This is a genomic window from Gordonia gummivorans (assembly GCF_022513585.1).
In the GTDB taxonomy this organism is placed as follows: Bacteria; Actinomycetota; Actinomycetes; order Mycobacteriales; family Mycobacteriaceae; genus Gordonia.
Genome location: NZ_JAKWBF010000006.1, coordinates 107,686 through 124,647, shown reverse-complemented (window position 1 = coordinate 124,647; position 16,962 = coordinate 107,686). Strand labels below are relative to the sequence as shown.

Annotated in this window: 13 protein-coding genes; 8 read left to right on the top strand and 5 right to left on the bottom strand. The window is 65.1% G+C overall.

Features of this window, described 5'->3' with window-relative positions:
- Window positions 1–38: 38 nt before the first annotated feature.
- From iolD to MKW15_RS06630, 3 genes are all read left to right on the top strand, one after another.
- Window positions 39–2,078, top strand: coding sequence for a 3D-(3,5/4)-trihydroxycyclohexane-1,2-dione acylhydrolase (decyclizing) (iolD, locus tag MKW15_RS06640; RefSeq protein ID WP_240856802.1), 2,040 nt, complete (start codon window positions 39–41; stop codon window positions 2,076–2,078).
- The gene (locus MKW15_RS06635; protein ID WP_240856801.1) at window positions 2,075–3,166 is read left to right on the top strand and encodes a Gfo/Idh/MocA family protein; all 1,092 of its coding nucleotides are present in this window, start codon (window positions 2,075–2,077) and stop codon (window positions 3,164–3,166) included. Before iolD ends, MKW15_RS06635 begins: the two co-directional genes overlap by 4 nt.
- A 202-nt stretch (window positions 3,167–3,368) precedes the next feature.
- A complete protein-coding gene (locus MKW15_RS06630; RefSeq protein ID WP_240856800.1) occupies window positions 3,369–4,907 on the top strand; it encodes a CoA-acylating methylmalonate-semialdehyde dehydrogenase in 1,539 nt (512 codons plus the stop codon).
- A 77-nt stretch (window positions 4,908–4,984) separates the two neighbouring features.
- On the opposite strand, the gene MKW15_RS06625 is transcribed toward MKW15_RS06630, so the two are convergent.
- Both MKW15_RS06625 and MKW15_RS06620 read right to left on the bottom strand, forming a co-directional pair.
- Window positions 4,985–5,905, bottom strand: coding sequence for a hypothetical protein (locus MKW15_RS06625; RefSeq protein WP_240856799.1), 921 nt, complete (start codon window positions 5,903–5,905; stop codon window positions 4,985–4,987).
- A gap of 111 nt (window positions 5,906–6,016) precedes the next feature.
- Entirely contained in the window at window positions 6,017–7,033 is a 1,017-nt protein-coding gene (locus MKW15_RS06620; RefSeq protein WP_240856798.1) for a Gfo/Idh/MocA family protein, read from the bottom strand.
- Between the two features lie 193 nt (window positions 7,034–7,226).
- On the opposite strand from MKW15_RS06620, the gene MKW15_RS06615 reads away from it, so the two are divergent.
- On the top strand, window positions 7,227–8,693 hold the full coding sequence (locus tag MKW15_RS06615) for a sugar porter family MFS transporter (RefSeq protein ID WP_240856797.1): 1,467 nt from the start codon (window positions 7,227–7,229) through the stop codon (window positions 8,691–8,693).
- A 199-nt stretch (window positions 8,694–8,892) separates the two neighbouring features.
- Here MKW15_RS06615 and MKW15_RS06610 read toward each other — a convergent pair whose 3' ends face one another.
- Window positions 8,893–10,557, bottom strand: a complete 1,665-nt coding sequence (locus MKW15_RS06610) for a vWA domain-containing protein (protein ID WP_240856796.1) — start codon at window positions 10,555–10,557, stop codon at window positions 8,893–8,895.
- 184 nt (window positions 10,558–10,741) lie between these two features.
- Here MKW15_RS06610 and MKW15_RS06605 point away from each other — a divergent pair, with 184 nt between their 5' ends.
- Genes MKW15_RS06605 through MKW15_RS06595 form a run of 3 tightly spaced genes read left to right on the top strand, consistent with a single transcriptional unit; the run spans window position 10,742 to window position 14,373 of the window.
- The gene (locus MKW15_RS06605; protein WP_240856795.1) at window positions 10,742–12,040 is read left to right on the top strand and encodes a hypothetical protein; all 1,299 of its coding nucleotides are present in this window, start codon (window positions 10,742–10,744) and stop codon (window positions 12,038–12,040) included.
- A gap of 14 nt (window positions 12,041–12,054) precedes the next feature.
- A complete protein-coding gene (locus MKW15_RS06600) occupies window positions 12,055–12,681 on the top strand; it encodes a uracil-DNA glycosylase (RefSeq protein WP_240856794.1) in 627 nt (208 codons plus the stop codon).
- A 45-nt stretch (window positions 12,682–12,726) separates the two neighbouring features.
- Window positions 12,727–14,373 carry a CotH kinase family protein gene (locus MKW15_RS06595; RefSeq protein ID WP_240856793.1) on the top strand — a complete coding sequence of 549 codons (1,647 nt, stop codon included), beginning with the start codon at window positions 12,727–12,729 and terminating at the stop codon, window positions 14,371–14,373.
- Window positions 14,374–14,469: 96 nt separating this feature from the next.
- Here MKW15_RS06595 and MKW15_RS06590 read toward each other — a convergent pair whose 3' ends face one another.
- On the bottom strand, window positions 14,470–14,778 hold the full coding sequence (locus tag MKW15_RS06590; protein WP_240856792.1) for a hypothetical protein: 309 nt from the start codon (window positions 14,776–14,778) through the stop codon (window positions 14,470–14,472).
- 57 nt (window positions 14,779–14,835) lie between these two features.
- Window positions 14,836–15,540 (bottom strand): NUDIX hydrolase, encoded by a 705-nt coding sequence (locus tag MKW15_RS06585; protein WP_240856791.1) that lies wholly within the window; start codon window positions 15,538–15,540, stop codon window positions 14,836–14,838.
- 96 nt (window positions 15,541–15,636) lie between these two features.
- Between MKW15_RS06585 and MKW15_RS06580 the strand changes: the two genes are divergently transcribed.
- The gene (locus MKW15_RS06580) at window positions 15,637–16,911 is read left to right on the top strand and encodes a vWA domain-containing protein (RefSeq protein ID WP_240856790.1); all 1,275 of its coding nucleotides are present in this window, start codon (window positions 15,637–15,639) and stop codon (window positions 16,909–16,911) included.
- Window positions 16,912–16,962 lie beyond the last annotated feature (51 nt).

The window sequence follows — 16,962 nt, the reverse complement described above, 5'->3', positions numbered from 1 at the left end:
CAACCCGACAACCGACCCCACCCGAGAAAGAAGCAATCGTGGCACCGATCAACTCCGGACGCGCCGGCGGCGTCACCGGCGTGCGCACCCCACACGGTGAGTCGACGGTACGTCTGACCGTCTCCCAGGCGACCGTGCGGTTCCTCGCCAACCAGTACGTCGAACGCGACGGCGAACGCACCAAATTCTTCGCCGGCTGTTTCGGCATCTTCGGCCATGGCAACGTCGCCGGCCTGGGCCAGGCGTTGCTGCAGAACGAGATCGACGACGTCGAAGCTGCCGGCGCCGGGAGCGAAGCGAGCGGGCCGAATCGCCGCCGAGAGCCATCGCTGAAGTACGTGCTGGGCCGCAACGAACAGGCCATGGTGCACTCGGCGGTTGGGTACGCCCGCATGAAGGACCGGCTGCAGGCCTGGGCCGTGACCGCATCCGTCGGACCCGGCGCCACCAACATGCTCACCGGCGCCGCGCTGGCCACCATCAACCGTATTCCGGTGCTGTTGCTGCCCGCCGACACCTTCGCCACCCGCGCCACCGCGCCGGTGCTGCAGGAGCTCGAACTCCCGTCGTCGGGTGATGTCACCGTCAACGACGCGTTCAAGCCGGTGTCGCGCTACTTCGACCGCGTGTGGCGGCCCGAGCAGCTGCCGGGTGCACTGCTCGGCGCAATGCGCGTGCTGACCGATCCCGCCGAGACCGGCGCCGCGACGGTCGCCATCCCGCAGGATGTGCAGGCCGAGGCGTTCGACTGGCCGGAATCGCTGTTCGCGCAGCGCACCTGGCATATATCGCGTCCACTCCCGGAACGACGCGTGATCGCCGATGCCGCCGAGATCATCGCGTCGGCCAAGCGTCCACTCATCGTCGCCGGTGGTGGTGTCATCTACAGTGGCGCCACCGAGTCGCTCGCCCGGTTCTGCGAGCGCACCGGAATTCCGGTGGGCCAGAGCCAGGCAGGCAAGGGATCACTGCCCTACGATCACCCGCAATCGGTGGGCGCGATCGGCTCGACCGGCACCACCGCCGCCAATGCGCTTGCCGCCGAGGCAGATGTGGTGATCGGTATCGGCACCCGCTACAGCGATTTCACCACCGCGTCGCGTACCGCCTTCACCGGCGACGGTGTCCGGTTCGTGAACATCAATGTGGCGTCGCTGGATTCGGTCAAGCACAGTGGTTACAGCGTCGTCGCCGACGCACGAGAGTCGATCGATGCGCTCGACGAGCTGCTGGCCGACTACCAGGTCGACGCCGCCTACCGCGAGCGGGTCGGCACGCTGGCCCGCGAATGGGACGACATCGTGGAACAGGCCTACTCACCCACCGCCGTCGGCACCAACGTCGCGACCGGCGAGGAAGCCCTCACGCAAGGTTCGGTGATCGGTCTGGTCAACGAGACCTCCGACCCGCGCGACGTCGTCGTCTGCGCCGCGGGCTCCATGCCTGGCGATCTCCACAAGCTCTGGCGCACTCGCGATTCCAAGGGCTACCACGTCGAGTACGGCTACTCGTGCATGGGCTACGAGGTCGCCGGCGGGCTGGGCGTCAAGATGGCCTGCCCGGACCGAGACGTGTTCGTCATGGTCGGCGACGGGTCGTATCTCATGATGGCCACCGAACTGGTCACCGCGGTGCAGGAGAACCTCAAGGTCATCGTCGTGCTGGTGCAGAACCACGGGTTCGCGTCGATCGGTTCCCTCTCGGAATCGCTTGGATCGCAGCGGTTCGGCACCAACTATCGGTACCGCGGCGACAACGGCCGTCTCGAAGGTGGCACTCTCCCCGTAGACCTCGCGGCCAACGCGGCCTCGCTCGGTGCCGACGTCATCCGCGCCACCTCCGCGGCCGAGTTCACCGAAGCGATCAAGAAGGCCAAGGCCGCCGAGGTCACCACTGTCATCCACGTCGAAACCGACCCGATGATCGGCGCACCGGACAGCGAGTCCTGGTGGGATGTACCGGTTTCCGAGGTGTCGACGCTGGATTCGACCCAGCAGGCCTACGAAGTCTACGCCCAGTGGAAGGCCGTGCAGCGGCCGTACTTCAACCCGACCAACCCTCAGGGAGAACAGTCATGACAGAACTCCGTGTTGCCGTCCTCGGCGTCGGCATGATGGGCGCCGACCACGTCGCCCGAATCACCGAACGCATCAAGGGTGCTCGGGTCAGTGTCGTCAACGACTACTTCCCCGAGAAGGCCGAGCAACTCGCCGCCACCATCCCCGGATGTCGGGTCATCAACGACCCGCTCGACGCGATCGCCGACCCCGAGGTGGACGCCGTCATCCTCGCCACCCCCGGTCCGACGCACGAGAAGCAACTGCTCGCGTGTATCGAACACAACAAGCCGGTGATGTGTGAGAAGCCACTGACCACCGACGTCGCCACGTCGCTCGAGGTGGTGAAGCGGGAGGCCGAGTCGGGCCGCAAGCTGATCCAGGTCGGCTTCATGCGCCGCTTCGACGACGAGTACGAACAGCTGAAGACGCTCATCGACAACGGCACGTTCGGGCAGCTGCTCGTCGCGCACTGCGTGCACCGCAATCCTGCCGTCCCGCCGAGTTTCGACTCGGCGATGATCGTCAAGGACTCGCTCGTCCACGAGGTCGACGTGACCCGCTTCCTGTTCGACGAGGAGATCGCGTCGGTCCAGATCATCACCCCCGGCGCCAACCCGAATGCACCGGAGGGACTGAAGGATCCGCAGATCGCGATCTTCACCACCAGCTCGGGCCGCCACATCGACGTCGAGTGCTTCGTCACCACCGGCGTCGCCTACGAGGTGCGCACCGAGGTGGTCGGCGAATTCGGTTCGGCCTTCATCGGACTCGACCAGGGCGGCGTTGTCCGTAAGCAGCGCAACCCGGTTCAATCGGATGCCGGCGCCGGGAGCGGAGCGAGCGGGCCGAATGGTAGCAGCGACGGACGCAAGATCGCCGGCATCTGGGGTGGCGACATCACCCCATCCTTCGTCGAACGCTTCGGCCGGGCCTACGACACCGAGATCCAGCGCTGGGTCAACGCCGTGCACGCCGGCACCAACGTCGACGGCCCGGGCGCCTGGGACGGCTACGCCGCCGCCGCCGTGTGCGCGGCCGGCGTCAAGTCCCTGGAAACCGGTGAGCCGCAGAAGGTCGAGATGGTCGACCGCGCGTCGCTCAGCTGAACAACCCAACTCAACCCACCCCCTGTATTACCCACCAAACGCAACCACCCCGCTCCCTGAGGTGCGAGGAGCGCTAGCGACGAGCCTCGAAGGGCGCTCGCACCACCACCCTTCGAGGCTCGCAAGCTCGCACCTCAGGGAGCGAAAACAGATCGCAAGCTCGCACCTCAGGGAGCGAAAGAACCCACACAGGAGTACCCCCATGTCTGCACCCGCCATCACCCGCACCGTCTCACACTGGGTGAACAACAAGGCGTTCCCCGGAACGTCGACCAACACCGCCCCGGTGACCAACCCGGCCACCGGCGAGATCACCAAGGATGTCGCGCTGGCCAACCTCGAGGACGCGCGCGCCGTCATCGACGCCGCAGCCGCCGCCTTCCCGGTCTGGCGCGACACCAGCCTCGCCAAACGCACCTCGATCCTGTTCAAATTCCGCGAGCTGCTCAACGAGCGCAAGGGCGAACTCGCGGAGATCATCACCTCCGAGCACGGCAAGGTCGTCTCCGACGCCCTCGGTGAGGTGTCGCGCGGCCAGGAGGTCGTCGAATTCGCCTGCGGTATCCCGCATCTGCTCAAGGGTGGGTACACCGAGAACGCCTCGACCAAGGTCGACGTCCATTCCGTGTACCAGCCGCTCGGCCCGGTCGGCATCATCTCGCCGTTCAACTTCCCGGCCATGGTCCCGATGTGGTTCTTCCCCATCGCGATTGCCGCCGGCAACACCGTCGTCCTCAAGCCGTCCGAGAAGGACCCGTCGGCATCGCTGTGGCTGGCAGCGCTGTGGAAGGAAGCGGGCCTGCCCGACGGCGTGTTCAACGTTCTGCAGGGCGACAAACTCGCCGTCGACGAGCTGCTGACCAACCCGTCGATCAAGGCCATCAGCTTTGTCGGCTCCACTCCGATCGCGCAGTACGTGTACGCCACCGGCACCGCCGCAGGTAAGCGCGTGCAGGCGCTGGGCGGCGCCAAGAACCACGCCATCGTGCTGCCCGACGCCGACCTCGACCTTGCTGCCGACGCTATGGTCAACGCCGGATTCGGTTCTGCCGGTGAGCGTTGCATGGCCATCTCGGCGTGCGTCGCCGTCGGCGACATCGCCGACGACCTCGTCGCCAAGATCGCCGAGCGCGCCAGGACCATCAAGACTGGCGACGGCACCAAGGATTCCGACATGGGTCCGCTGGTCACCAAGGTGCATCGCGACAAGGTTGCTTCGTACGTCGACGCCGGCGAAGCCGACGGTGCCACACTGGTTCTCGACGGCCGTACCGTGGAGGTGGATGGCGGGTCAGGGGCGAGCGAAGCGACGGGGGATTACACAGAAGGTTTCTGGCTCGGCCCGACGCTGATCGACAACGTCACCACCGACATGAGCGTCTACACCGACGAGATCTTCGGCCCGGTGCTCTCCGTCGTGCGCGTCGACTCCTACGACGAGGCCATCGACCTCATCAACGCCAACCAGTACGGCAACGGCACCGCGATCTTCACCAACGACGGTGGCGCCGCACGTCGGTTCCAGAACGAGGTCGAGGTGGGCATGATCGGCATCAACGTGCCGATCCCGGTTCCCATGGCCTACTTCAGCTTTGGTGGCTGGAAGGCGTCGCTGTTCGGCGACACCCACGCCCACGGCACCGAGGGTGTGCACTTCTTCACCCGCACCAAGGCCATCACCACCCGCTGGCTCGACCCGAGCCACGGCGGCCTGAACCTGGGCTTCCCGCAGAACGCCTGAATCCCGTACACACAGAACTCCCATCTACACACGAGATCCCGTGTGTAGATGGGAGTTTTCGGTGTGCCCTCTGACCGTCAGGCGGCCAGCAAACCGAACTGGTCCAGCCATTCCCGGACCATCGCCGCCACCTTGAAGTCCTTCAGGTCTGCCCAGATCCAGCGGATCACCATCACGCCTATCCGGCGCAGCGCGTCTTCGCGAATCTTCTCCCGCTTCATCGCGTCGAAAGGCGATTCCCCCTTTCGCAGATCACCCTGATACTTGCGCATGCCGTCGAACTCCGCGACCAACTTGCCCGACCATGCGTAGTCGCATCGACCGATGAACTCGCCCTCCCTGTCGTGGAATTCCCGTTGCAGGTCAGGAATCGGCAGACCGTCGTCGATGATCTGGCCGCGGCCCCATGACTCGCCCGCATTCTCCGATTTCCCATTTGCGTAGTGGAGACCGCGTCGTCCGATGAGTACGCCCGGCCGGTAACTCTCGAGCTTGCCGGCCATCACGTCGCGATCGGCCCCGAGCCGCAAAGCCGAGTCGAACACCGCCAAGGCCTCATAGAAGCCTCGCGAGCACGCGATGCTGACCGCCGTCTGCTCGAGGGAAGTCACCTTCACGCCTTCCACGGTCACCACGTCGGCGGCGTCGAGCGGTCCGGAGTGGATGTGCTTGCGTTTGTCGATACGGCCACCGGACTTCAGCCCGCTGGCCACATGCACCTTGTTCCACCGCGCATTGAGTAGCGACAGTCCATGCAGGACTGCGGCCGATTCGTCGGCCAGCGCTGTCGATCCACCGCTGAGCGTTCCCGCGGCGATCGCCGTTCGTTTGTGTCGTTCTTCGCGCGTGAGCGTCTGTTTCGGCAGGAACGCACCGGGCCAGATGCGCTCGATCTGTTTGTTCTCGACCGCCCTCGCGAGCTGATTGTCGGTGAACCCGCGGTCGATGGCAGTCTGGCGGAAGATGATGCCGTTGGCGTCAGTGGGAAATGTCTGCATACCAGGTTGGACGCAGGCGACCCGAATCCGGTTCCATCGCGTTTCCGCACACACAGAACTACCATCTACACACGGGATCTCCTGTGTAGATGGTAGTTCTGTGTGTGGACCTCAGAGCCGAACCGTGATCCCCTCGACGGCGCTCCGACGCGCGGCGTCGAGTACCTCCAGCACGGCAATACCCTCCGACGCCGGAACCGGCTGTGGCGCAGCATGGTCGACGGCGGCGGCGAAGCGGCGGTAGTACTCGTCGTAGCGCCCCTGGGCCGACGGAATCACCTCGGCGCCGGCGGCGGTGTAGACCGCGCCAAGCCGAGTCGGGTCTTCGAACCCCCACGCGGAGAGGTCATCCGCCGGGCGCTTACCCGACTTGATCTGATCCACCTGCGCGTCGGTGCCGTCACTGGCGTACGTGCCCAGCGACCCGTAGATGCGCCACTGCCGTGCCGCGATGTGGTTGATCTTGCTCGCGCTCACCGTCGAGTAGACGCCAGACCGGTGGGTCATCGACACAGCGAAGCCACAATCCGTGCGACCCTCGCGCTGATCGACGACGTCGAGATGCGCCGACACCGACTCGACCGGCCCGAACAGCACCAGCATCTGGTCGACGAGGTGCGCGCCGAGGTCGCGGAGCAACCCGCCCGAGGGACCTGCGTCGAGGCTGCCAGGCTCGTCCAGGTCGAAACGCGACTCGCATCGCCACACCTGCCCGAGCTTGGGCAGCACGTCGGCGATGGTGGTGAGGTCGGCGTCGAAGCGACGGTTGTGGAAGACACTGAGCAGGACGCCGGCACGCTGCGCGGCGTCGGCCAGTTCCCGACCACCCGCCGCGTAGGGCGCGAACGGCTTGTCGGCGACGACGTGGACGCCGCGACCGATGGCCTCCAGGACGAGGTCGTGTCGGGTGTCCGGCGGCGTGGTGATGGTGACCGCGTCTACGCCCGCGTCGAGGAGGTCGCCGAGGGTGTCGTACACGGCGACACCGGGCAGGTCGGAGGCCACCTCACGCCTACGATCGGGGTTGCGCGTCACTACCCCGACGAGATCGATCTCTTCGACCGCCGCGATGTAGGGAGCGTGAAAAAGCCGTCCACCGGCACCGTATCCGACCAGCCCAAGACGCATCGTCAACTCCTTTGTCCTGACATGTGTGGTCGATCCTAGGCGTGCCACGTCGGCAGATCAACGGTTCACCTCCTAGCGACGAGCATCACAAACTAATTTGACAGTTTGTTAGGACATATAACCGTCATGCGCTATGCTGACCTGTGACGGCGATCACCACAGCGCGTCGAAGTAACGCACAAGGAGTTTTCCGATGACCACTGCCGAGAGTCCCCGAACTATCACCGACCATTCCAAGCTGCCGCCGCTGGGCCACGGGCCCTTCCGGCGGCGCCTGCATTCCGTCGCGCTCATCGCGACACTGGGCGGTCTGCTGTTCGGCTACGACACGGGCGTCATCAACGGCGCACTCGAGCCGATGAAAGAGGAGCTGGGACTCACGGCCTTCACCGAAGGCGTGGTCACCAGCTCCTTGCTTTTTGCCGCGGCATTCGGCGCGATGATCGGCGGACGCGTCGCCGACAAGCTGGGCCGACGCCAGACCATCATCGGCCTGGCCGTCCTGTTCCTCCTCGGCACCATCACCTGCGTCTTCTCGCCCGGCTTCGGCGTCATGGTGATCGGCCGCATCATTCTGGGCCTCGCGGTCGGCGGCGCGTCGACCGTCGTCCCGGTCTATCTGGCCGAGGTTGCCCCCTACGAGATCCGCGGTTCGCTGGCCGGCCGCAACGAGTTGATGATCGTCGTCGGACAGCTGGCCGCCTTCGTCATCAACGCCATCATCGGCAACGTCTGGGGTGAGCACGAGGGCGTGTGGCGCTACATGCTCGCGATCGCCGCGTTGCCCGCAATCTGCTTGATGGTCGGCATGATTCGCGTGCCGGAGTCACCGCGTTGGCTGATCTCGCAGGGCCGACGCGACGAAGCCTACGAGGTGCTCTCCACCATCCGCAGCCAGCAGCGCGCCCGCGCCGAGGTCGACATGATCGCCGAGGTCAAGGAACTCGAGGAGAAGCAGGTCCACGGCACCTGGAGCGCGATCCGCGACAGCCGATGGGTTCGACGAATCGTGTTGGTGGGCATCGGACTTGGTGTCGCCCAACAGCTGACCGGCATCAACGCGATCATGTACTACGGCCAATCGGTGCTCAAGGATGCCGGTTTCACATCCAACGCGGCGTTGATCGCCAACATCGCACCCGGCATCATCGCGGTCGTCGGCTCGGCAACCGCACTGTGGCTCATGAATCGCATCAACCGACGCACCACGCTGATCGTCGGCTACGCCTCCACCACCACGTTCCACTTCCTCATCGGTATCGCTTCCCTCGCGATCCCCGAAGGCAATTCGATCCGGCCGTACGTTCTGCTGGTCCTGATCGTCGGCTTCGTCGGCTCGATGCAGACCTTCCTCAACGTCGCCACCTGGGTGCTGCTGTCGGAGATCTTCCCGCTGCAGATCCGCGGACTCGCGATCGGCATCTCGGTGTTCTGCCTCTGGATGACCAACGCCTTCCTCGGCCTGTTCTTCCCGACCATCGTCGAGGCCATCGGCATCACCGGAACGTTCTTCATGTTCGGCGTCATCGGGCTGTTCGCCCTCGCCTTCGTGTACACGCAGGCGCCCGAAACCCGGGGCCGGACACTGGAAGAAGTCGAGGAGGACGTCACCACCGGCGCGATCTACACCCATCACCTACGGGGGAGAATTCACTCCTGAGGTCGCAAGCGAACTTTGCGCGGTAGAAAGTACACCAACGTCACGTTGGTGTACTTTCCTCCATCCGCTCCCTGAGATGCGACGAGCGCAGCGAGGAGCCTCGAACGGCGCGGTGAGCCGACAACGCAATCCGCCAGAGGCTTTGAGGCTGCAGACTCGCGCCTCAGCCGGCGCGGGCGACGGTGATGACTGAGCTAAATCATTGCGCCGCAGAGTAATACGCTTTCGTCACGGCAACCTGCGTCGGCACCGAATCGCTGTCACCGTAGGTGACCGTCCACGTCGACCCGGATTTGTCGAAGAGCTGCTCGGAGTCGCTGCGCACGAACACGTAGGTGTTCTCGGAGCCCGACCCACAACCATACGAATACAGATAGCCGGTCGGCCCAGGCGGGTACGAACCGCCGATGATCTTCACACAGCGAGCGCCGTTGGCGAGTTCCAATCCCCAGGGCGACACGTCCGGGTCGGGCTGATCAAGTGTGGGAAGCGTTCCCGAGTAGCTGTACGCCGTCAGTTCTGATTTGAAAGGCGAATAGGCGCACAGTAACTGACCGCGAGAGGGCCAACAGACGCTTGCCGAGTCGGCTGTGCTGCCGCAGTGGTACACGCCCAGTGTGATCGCACCAATGGCGTTGGAGCAGTATCCAATCGTGCTGCTGTCCCAGGATTGCGTACTGCCGGTGACGGCAAATCCGTTGATCGGATTTCCCGACTGGTCGACGGCGATGACCTTGACCTGCTCGGGCCCACCGTCGGGCGAGTTCTTCGACGGCAGGCAGTGGCAAAGGATCACCGTGGTGACGGTGCCGTCGGCGATCGTGTCGCCACCCTCGTAGCCGATCCGGTAGGCGGTACCGGCCGCCTGGTCGGCGGTGAACACGGCCACGTTGTCGGAGTCTTCGAGTGGTTCGCCGTACAACTCGACGGCCCGCGAACCCGGCGTCCCGCTCGATACCCCGTCGATCGTGGTGCCCGCAGATCCCGGCGGATCACCCGGCGCGATCTCCACGAGCACGTCGTCGACGAAGGCGTAGTCGCAGTCGATCCAGCGGTAGATGGTGCGGTCGCCGTCGGTGCGGCCAGAGGTCGGGAAGCTCGGATTCGCTGCTCGGACATCGGACAGCGTCTGGCCGATCGTGATCCCACCCCGTGACGTCGGGGTGAGACGTGTGGTGGCGGCCTGGGCGTTCTGCGCTGCGGCGAGCCTCGCCGACAGTTGCGCGGCGTTGTCGGCGGTGACGAACAGTCCGCCGCCCTTCTCGGCGATGCAGGCGAGCGACGGGTCGTCGGTCCGGAACCCGACCGCGCTGATCGTGACGTCCGGACGCTGCTGGTGAATGGCTGCGGCAACCTCGCAGGGCGGCGGCTGACAGGTCGACTCGCCGTCGGACACCAACACGATCGACGCCGGACCACTCGCGGGAAGCTGCTCGGCGGCCTGCTGGAGCGCCAACGCGATCGGCGTGTAGCCCTTGGCCTGCAGCGCGCCGAGTGCGCCATCGAGCGCCGTGGTGTTCAGAGGTCCGAGCGGTACGACGGTCCGCACATCCGCACACCCCACGGTCTGCGTCGTCTCGCGGGCCACCTGCTGCGAACCGAACGCGACGACTCCGAACGGCGTTCCGGCGGGCAGCCCACCGGCCAGCGAGCTCACCGCGGCCTTGGCCGCGTCCAACCGCGGCCCGGGTGCGTCGGCGGTGTTCATCGAATGGGAGGCGTCGAGCACGACCATCGTCGGCACCGGATTCGGCTGGACCTGTCGGTCGGTCTCGCTCGTCGGCGTTCCGTCGACGCTGCAGCCGGCGAACACAAGCGCAGCAACGACGGTCAGCCAGATTGTCGAGAGTGTGCGATTCGGCATGAGAGGTCGACCTGCAGGCATGGGACGAAGATACAGCCGCGGCATGGTCGGGCATCGCGAATGACTCTCGCGGCGCGCGGTATTCGACGATGTGGTCCGAACGGATGAACGCTGCACATTGTCCGAGTCGTCCGATACATTCACCTCATTCCAACGAACCGTTAGAGCTACGAATGAGGTGCTCATGTCTGACACTGCCGGCGAGGTCATTCCCTTCTGGACACTCACCACGCGGGACACCGACGTTCCCGCGGTGCTGAACGACGACACCATGACTCCCGCGCGCCTTGAAGGGCTGCGCAGCGCATTGGCGGCCTTTGCCGACGCTCCGATCGCCACTCTGGAGGCCCACTCGCTGGATGGGTCGGTCGACCGATCCAGCGGCCTCGCACTATCGGCGGCCAGCCCGCTCGCTCAGCAGCTTTCTTCGCTAGTCAGTCGGACGCCAAAGGTCGTGACAGACGGCGGGGAGACGTTGTATCGGATGGTTGTTCCGGCCAAGGCCGCAGCGCAGATGAGTGCCGGGGCCCTCACACCCATGGCGGCTAAGGCGGCCGGTAGCGGCGGAGTCCACAGCGCGTTGATGAACGGGTCCAAGATCGCCGCCCATGCAAGCTTTGTACCTGTCAGTGCCGGCAAAGCCGCTGCCGCCGGTGCCGCGGCCGGTAGCGCCGGAACTGCGGGCCTCGCCGCAACAGGGGCTGCGGCATTGACCGTCGCCGCACCGCTCGTGCTGATGGCGGTTGCGGTGGCGGCAAGTGCTCACGCCGACCAGAAGCGGCAGCGCGCCATCGAGAACATCACGGCCCTGCTCGAGAAGCTCCACGCGGAGAAGCTCGCCGACGAACAGCATGAGCTGCAGGGCTGCAAGAGCGCCATCAGCAAGGCCACATCTATCGTGCTCGACCAGGGACGTCTCGGTGTGAGCCTGGGTCTCGACAGTGCAGTGAATGTCATCGACACCGCGGTGGTCCGTGCCGACGCACGAATCATCAAGTGGGAGGAGGCGCTAAAGTCACTCGATGAGGGCAGAGTCGAACTCAATAAACTCGTGCAGGAGATCCCCACGATCGATGACCCGTCGGGCGAGTTCTACGTCCACGTGCAATTGGCACGCACCGCAATCGAGATGAAACGACGCACCCTGGTATTGCAAGCGGTCGAGCACGCGCAGGAGGACGAGGACAACCCCTTTGAGCGGTTCGTCCAAACCCTGCAGAACGAAGAACGCGAGATCGATGAACTCGCGAACCGTCTACGCACAGTGCTCCTTCGACTCTCGACGCTGCACCTCGACCGTTCGCACGGAACACGCGACTTCATGTTCTCGTCGGGCTCGGTCGACAAGCTCCTCGACACCTCGCGTCGTCTGCAAGGGCTTGGCGCCCTGGTCGACTCACCCGACGCACGAGCCGACGTCACGATCGACATCGTTCAGGAGAAGGACGGTTCGGTTTTCGTTCTGCCGCCCGTCGCGTCCTGAGACAAGGCGTCGGAATGAACGGCCGGAACGCCGACCCGCGGGTCGTCGCTGACAAGATCGCTCGAATCCGGGACCCGCACGTCGCGGCGCTGAACGCATTGTCGGACCGCATCGCCGACGCCGAGGGCTTGCGGCGTGGGCTTGTGCCCTACGTCGACCCGGACACCGGTGGCGTCAACGCCCGCATGCTGGTTCTGCTCGACAACCCGTCGACCAAGGCCGAAACCGGCACCGGGTCGGGGCTGCTGAGTCTCGACAACAACGATCGCACGGCACGGAACTGCCGTGAGGCCTACGCCCGCAACGGGATCAGCTGGTCCGACGTCGTGCACTGGAATGTTGTGCCCTTCCCGGTCGCGGGCGTGAAGAACGGCAGCTCGACGACGGCTGAACGCGCGCGAGCAACCGCGTGGACGCGCGAGGTCGTCGACCTGCTGCCCGACCTGGAGATCGTTCTCCTGCTCGGCGCGTCCGCTCGCGACGGTTGGAAGCGGGCCGCAATCGTCCGCCGCGGTCTCTACGTCCCGCCTGGCAACATCCCGCACTGCTCGATGCGGGGACTGAACACGGCAGGCGGGCGTGAGCGTTTCGAATCAGCGATCGCCGACGTGGCGGATAGACTCCGGGCCGCAATCGCGTAGTGCACTACTCACGACACCGGGCTTCACCGGGTGCAGAGTCGGTACATGTCCGCAGAAGAACAACAGAAGCTCGATTCGCTCTACGCCCTCGACAACGTCGTGACGGTGAAGATCACCATGCCGCCCGCCGACTGGGAGTTCGTGCGCAACGAGCAGCCGAAGGGCGGTCGGTGCAACTTCGATTGGACGAAAGGTGCGCGCTACACCTGGCGTCGGGCGTCGTCCGTAGAGATCTCCGGTACGTCGTTCCCACCGAAGACCACCTTCACCAACGTCGGGATCAAGAAGAAGTCCTTCTGCGGGTCCATCCGCAGCGACAAGCCTTGTCTGCACATCGATTTCGCCAAGGACAACGAGGCAAACAAGCCACTCATCACCGGGCTGATCGGATCGCGATATCTGACCCTGAACAACTCGATCCAGGACCCGTCATTCGCCCGGCAAGTGGTGGGATACAAGCTGTTCGAGCTCGCCGGCCTTCCCTACTCCCGATGCAACATCGTGCGGGTGCTGGTGAACGGCAAGCCGATCGGGCAGGGCATCCCGACCGCTCCTGCGCCCGGCGTGTTCGTCAGCGTCGAACCGGTGATGCCGCGCTACATCGAACGCAACTTCGCCCACCGCGACGGCAACCTGTACGAGATCGAGCACACCGACGACTTCATCGACAAGCGCTTCGATTTCATCGGCGTCGAGGATCTCTCGGAGTTCGACGACAAGGCCGACCTTCGGCTCGCGATCAACCATCTCAAAGCCCACGGCATCGCCGGCGCCGCGGACGTGTTTGACCTCGACCGGTTCATCCGGCTCTACGCCATGGACTTCTTCCTCAAACACTGGGATGGCTACTCGCGCAACACGAACAACACCTACGTCTACAACGACGTCGACGCCGTCGCCGCACCCGGCCTCGACAACGTACACTTCACGCTGATCCCCTGGGGCCTCGACCAGATCCTGCAACCCAAGCGCCACTTCTTCATGGGCAACGACGGCATGCTGGCCGACATGGTGCGCAAAGATCCGACGCGCCACGCCCAACTCCTCGATCAGATCCGCGAGCTGCGACAGTCTGTGTTCGACCGCGACGTGCAGCAGTCGGTGTTAATCCCGATGATCGAGAAGATGCAGACAATCCTCACCCCGCTCGGCGTCCCGAACCTGCCCACCGAACTCGGCACAGTGCGCAAGCAACTGCGTCTGGCGTTGTCCGCCGGATACCTCGCGGGCGGGCTCACGTCCTCCGACGCCGTGTACATCCGCGACGACGCCACCAACGACTGCCTGCACGCCTCCACCGAAGCCATCCCACCCGAGTCGATCAACTTCGAGGTCACCCATCGCCCGCGCCCCGCCGATATCCAGGATTCAGACCTGTGGACCATAGGCGATCTCGGTACGGGAAAGTCGTTGACCAACAAAGCGAGTGGTCGACACCTGCACGCCAGCAAGGGCTTGGTCACCGGCCAGGGACACAAGATGCTCTACACCGGCCCCGGTGACAACACTGATCACGCCGAAGAGTTCACCGTGACCGCCATCGACGCCGACGAACCCTTCAGCCAAAGCGGCTACTTCGAACTATCCAGCATCCGAACAGGTTTGAAGGTCAAGTTCGGCGCCGACGCCTCACTGAAGGGCGCCAAACGCGTGCACCAAGACACCGCGGCGTCGAAGTTGTTCTTCTCGTGACCCGCCATCGCTAATCGAGCCCACCTCACGCTGATCGAACCCCCTCCGCTGATCGAGCCGACACCGAGCCCCCAAGGGCGAGGCGTCGTGTCAAGATCACCCAAGCCGCTGAGTCCATGCTGAAGCAATCAGGAACAGTCGATCCCCGACCTCGCGCGCGGCCGCTCGCTGCACCAGGTAGGTACTGAAATCCTCGTCGCCGAGACGCACGGCTCGCAGGCTACGTGCATGTCGGACCACGAGAATCTCGCGCACAAGTTCGTCAGCGAACGACGCAGTTGCAGCGATGAGATCGCCGCAATCGAGCGTGACGTCTGAATTGCTGAGGTCCATCGGCAGCGTGCTGAGCAGTTCCTTCGCTTTGTCGCGCGACCCGGCCAGTGTGGGTGCGTCGATGACGGTCATGTTGAAAAGTTCCAATCCCACGTGAGCTGTAGGCAACCACGATATCGGGCCGCGCTGCTATTCCTCCGCACTCGGCAACCGCCATCCGAACGTCGCCGTCGGCGGTCCGCTCGGGGTGAACAGCCGCGCCGGCCGACCACCCCCGACCCTCGTCTGCGGCTTGCCCGTCGGATCGGCCAGCGGCGCCAACAGCGGTTCGACGCGACGGTTGAACGAGTCCCGCATCAGCCGCCGCCCAAGGACCGCCTCATGGAGCTCACGCAGATCGGTCAGCGTGTACGGCGGACGCAGCAACCCGTCCGGGTCGGGCCGGTCCTCGTAGCGCCGACGAAAACTGTCGGTGGCTGCTGCCACTATGAGGTCATGGTCGTAGAGCAACCGCTCACCTGACTCCAACCGCCCCTCCTCGGTGAGCGGTTGCAGCTCACCGGCCACGTGGTCGAGCTCGTCGGACGGCAGTGCCACGGAATGCGCGATCGAGATCGTCCACCCCCGCGGATCTCGGTCAGGTTCACTGAACACCTCCAGCAGGTGCGGGTGAACGTGGTCGGGCGAGAGCCCGAGCTTGAGTTCGAGCACCTCCCGCACCGTCTCGCCGACGGTTCGCCGCTCACGGATGAACCGCCCCGGCAAGGCCGGCCCTTCGTCGGACTGCTGCACCACCACGTGCACACGGTCATCGACGACGGTCAGCACGGCGATGTCGACGGCGACATTCGGCCGCGGGTAGTCGTTCAAACGAGCGCTCTTCGCAGACGCCATGGACAAAGACTATGCGAATGTCTGCGCAAAGTAGTAATCTCATTTTCACGCAAAGTCGCTTCGGTCCGACGCCGAGGCGGAGAAGGGAGTAGAGCAATGAAGTTCTCCGCTGCTCTGGATGTCAATGTGGTGGCTCACGAGGCCACCGACGAAGTGAACGTGCTCCTCGAGATCGAGGCTCCCGCAGGCCGTTCGACGACGGACCGCGCGGCGACCGCGCTACAGGTCGTGCTCGACCGTTCCGGTTCGATGCAAGGCGCCCCGATCGAGGGCGCCAAGCAGGCATTGATCGCACTGGTGCAGCGCCTCGACCCGACCGACGTGTTCGGCCTCGTCACCTTCGACAACGAGGCACAGGTGGCGATCCCGGCCGCTCCCCTGGCTGACAAGGCCGACGCCATCGAACGCATCAAGGCGGTCTATCCCGGCGGGTCGACCGACCTGTCGTCGGGCTACCTGCGCGGCCTGCGCGAACTGCGTCGCGCCACCGGAGACGCCGACATCCGCGGCGGTACCGTGCTCGTCATCAGCGACGGCCACGTCAACGCCGGCATCCGCGACGCCGACCAGATGGCCGACGTGACAGCACAATCCGCGCGCGATGCGATCGTCACGTCGACGCTGGGCTACGGCCGCCGCTACGACGAGACGATGCTCTCGGCGATGGCACGCGCCGGCAACGGCAACCACGTGTTCGCCGACAACCCCGACGCGGCGAGCGCTGCGATCGCCGGTGAGGTCGACGGCCTGCTGTCGAAGGTGGCGCAAGCCGTGAGCGTCACCGTGCACTACGAGCCGCAGGTGCAGTCGCTGCAGCTCTACAACGACCTGCCCGCCAACCAGATCGGCGACGGTCAGGTGATGATCGAACTCGGCGACCTGTACGCCGACGAGCAGCGAAAGCTGTTGCTGCGCCTCGGTATCGACAGCCTCTCCGCACTGGGGTTGACCCAGATCGCCCGTCTCGAATTGCAGTACGTCGAGATGCCCGACCTCGTCGAGCACACCGTCACCGTACCCGTCATGGTCAACGTGGTGCCCGGCGACGAGGCCACCGGCCGCGTGCCCGACCCAACTGTCCAGTCGGAGAAGCTGTTCCAGGAGGCCCAGGCCGCCAAGATCGAGGCGTCACGCGCTTACGAGTCCGGCGACGTCGACGGCGGCAATGCCCGTCTCGCCGAGTCACGCATGCGGCTCGACGACGCGGCGATGATCGCCCCCGTTGCGGCCGCCGGCGCAATCCACGACGAGTTGGACGACCTCGGCCGCATGCAGGCAATGGCGGAAGAGACCGGGGCGCAGTACATGTCGAAGATGACGCGCGACTCGTACCACCAGCAGAACCGCAAGCGCGGTCGGCGACGGAGCTGACCCCCTCCCCCACCGCTCCCTGAGGTGCGACAAGCGCGACCCACCCCCACC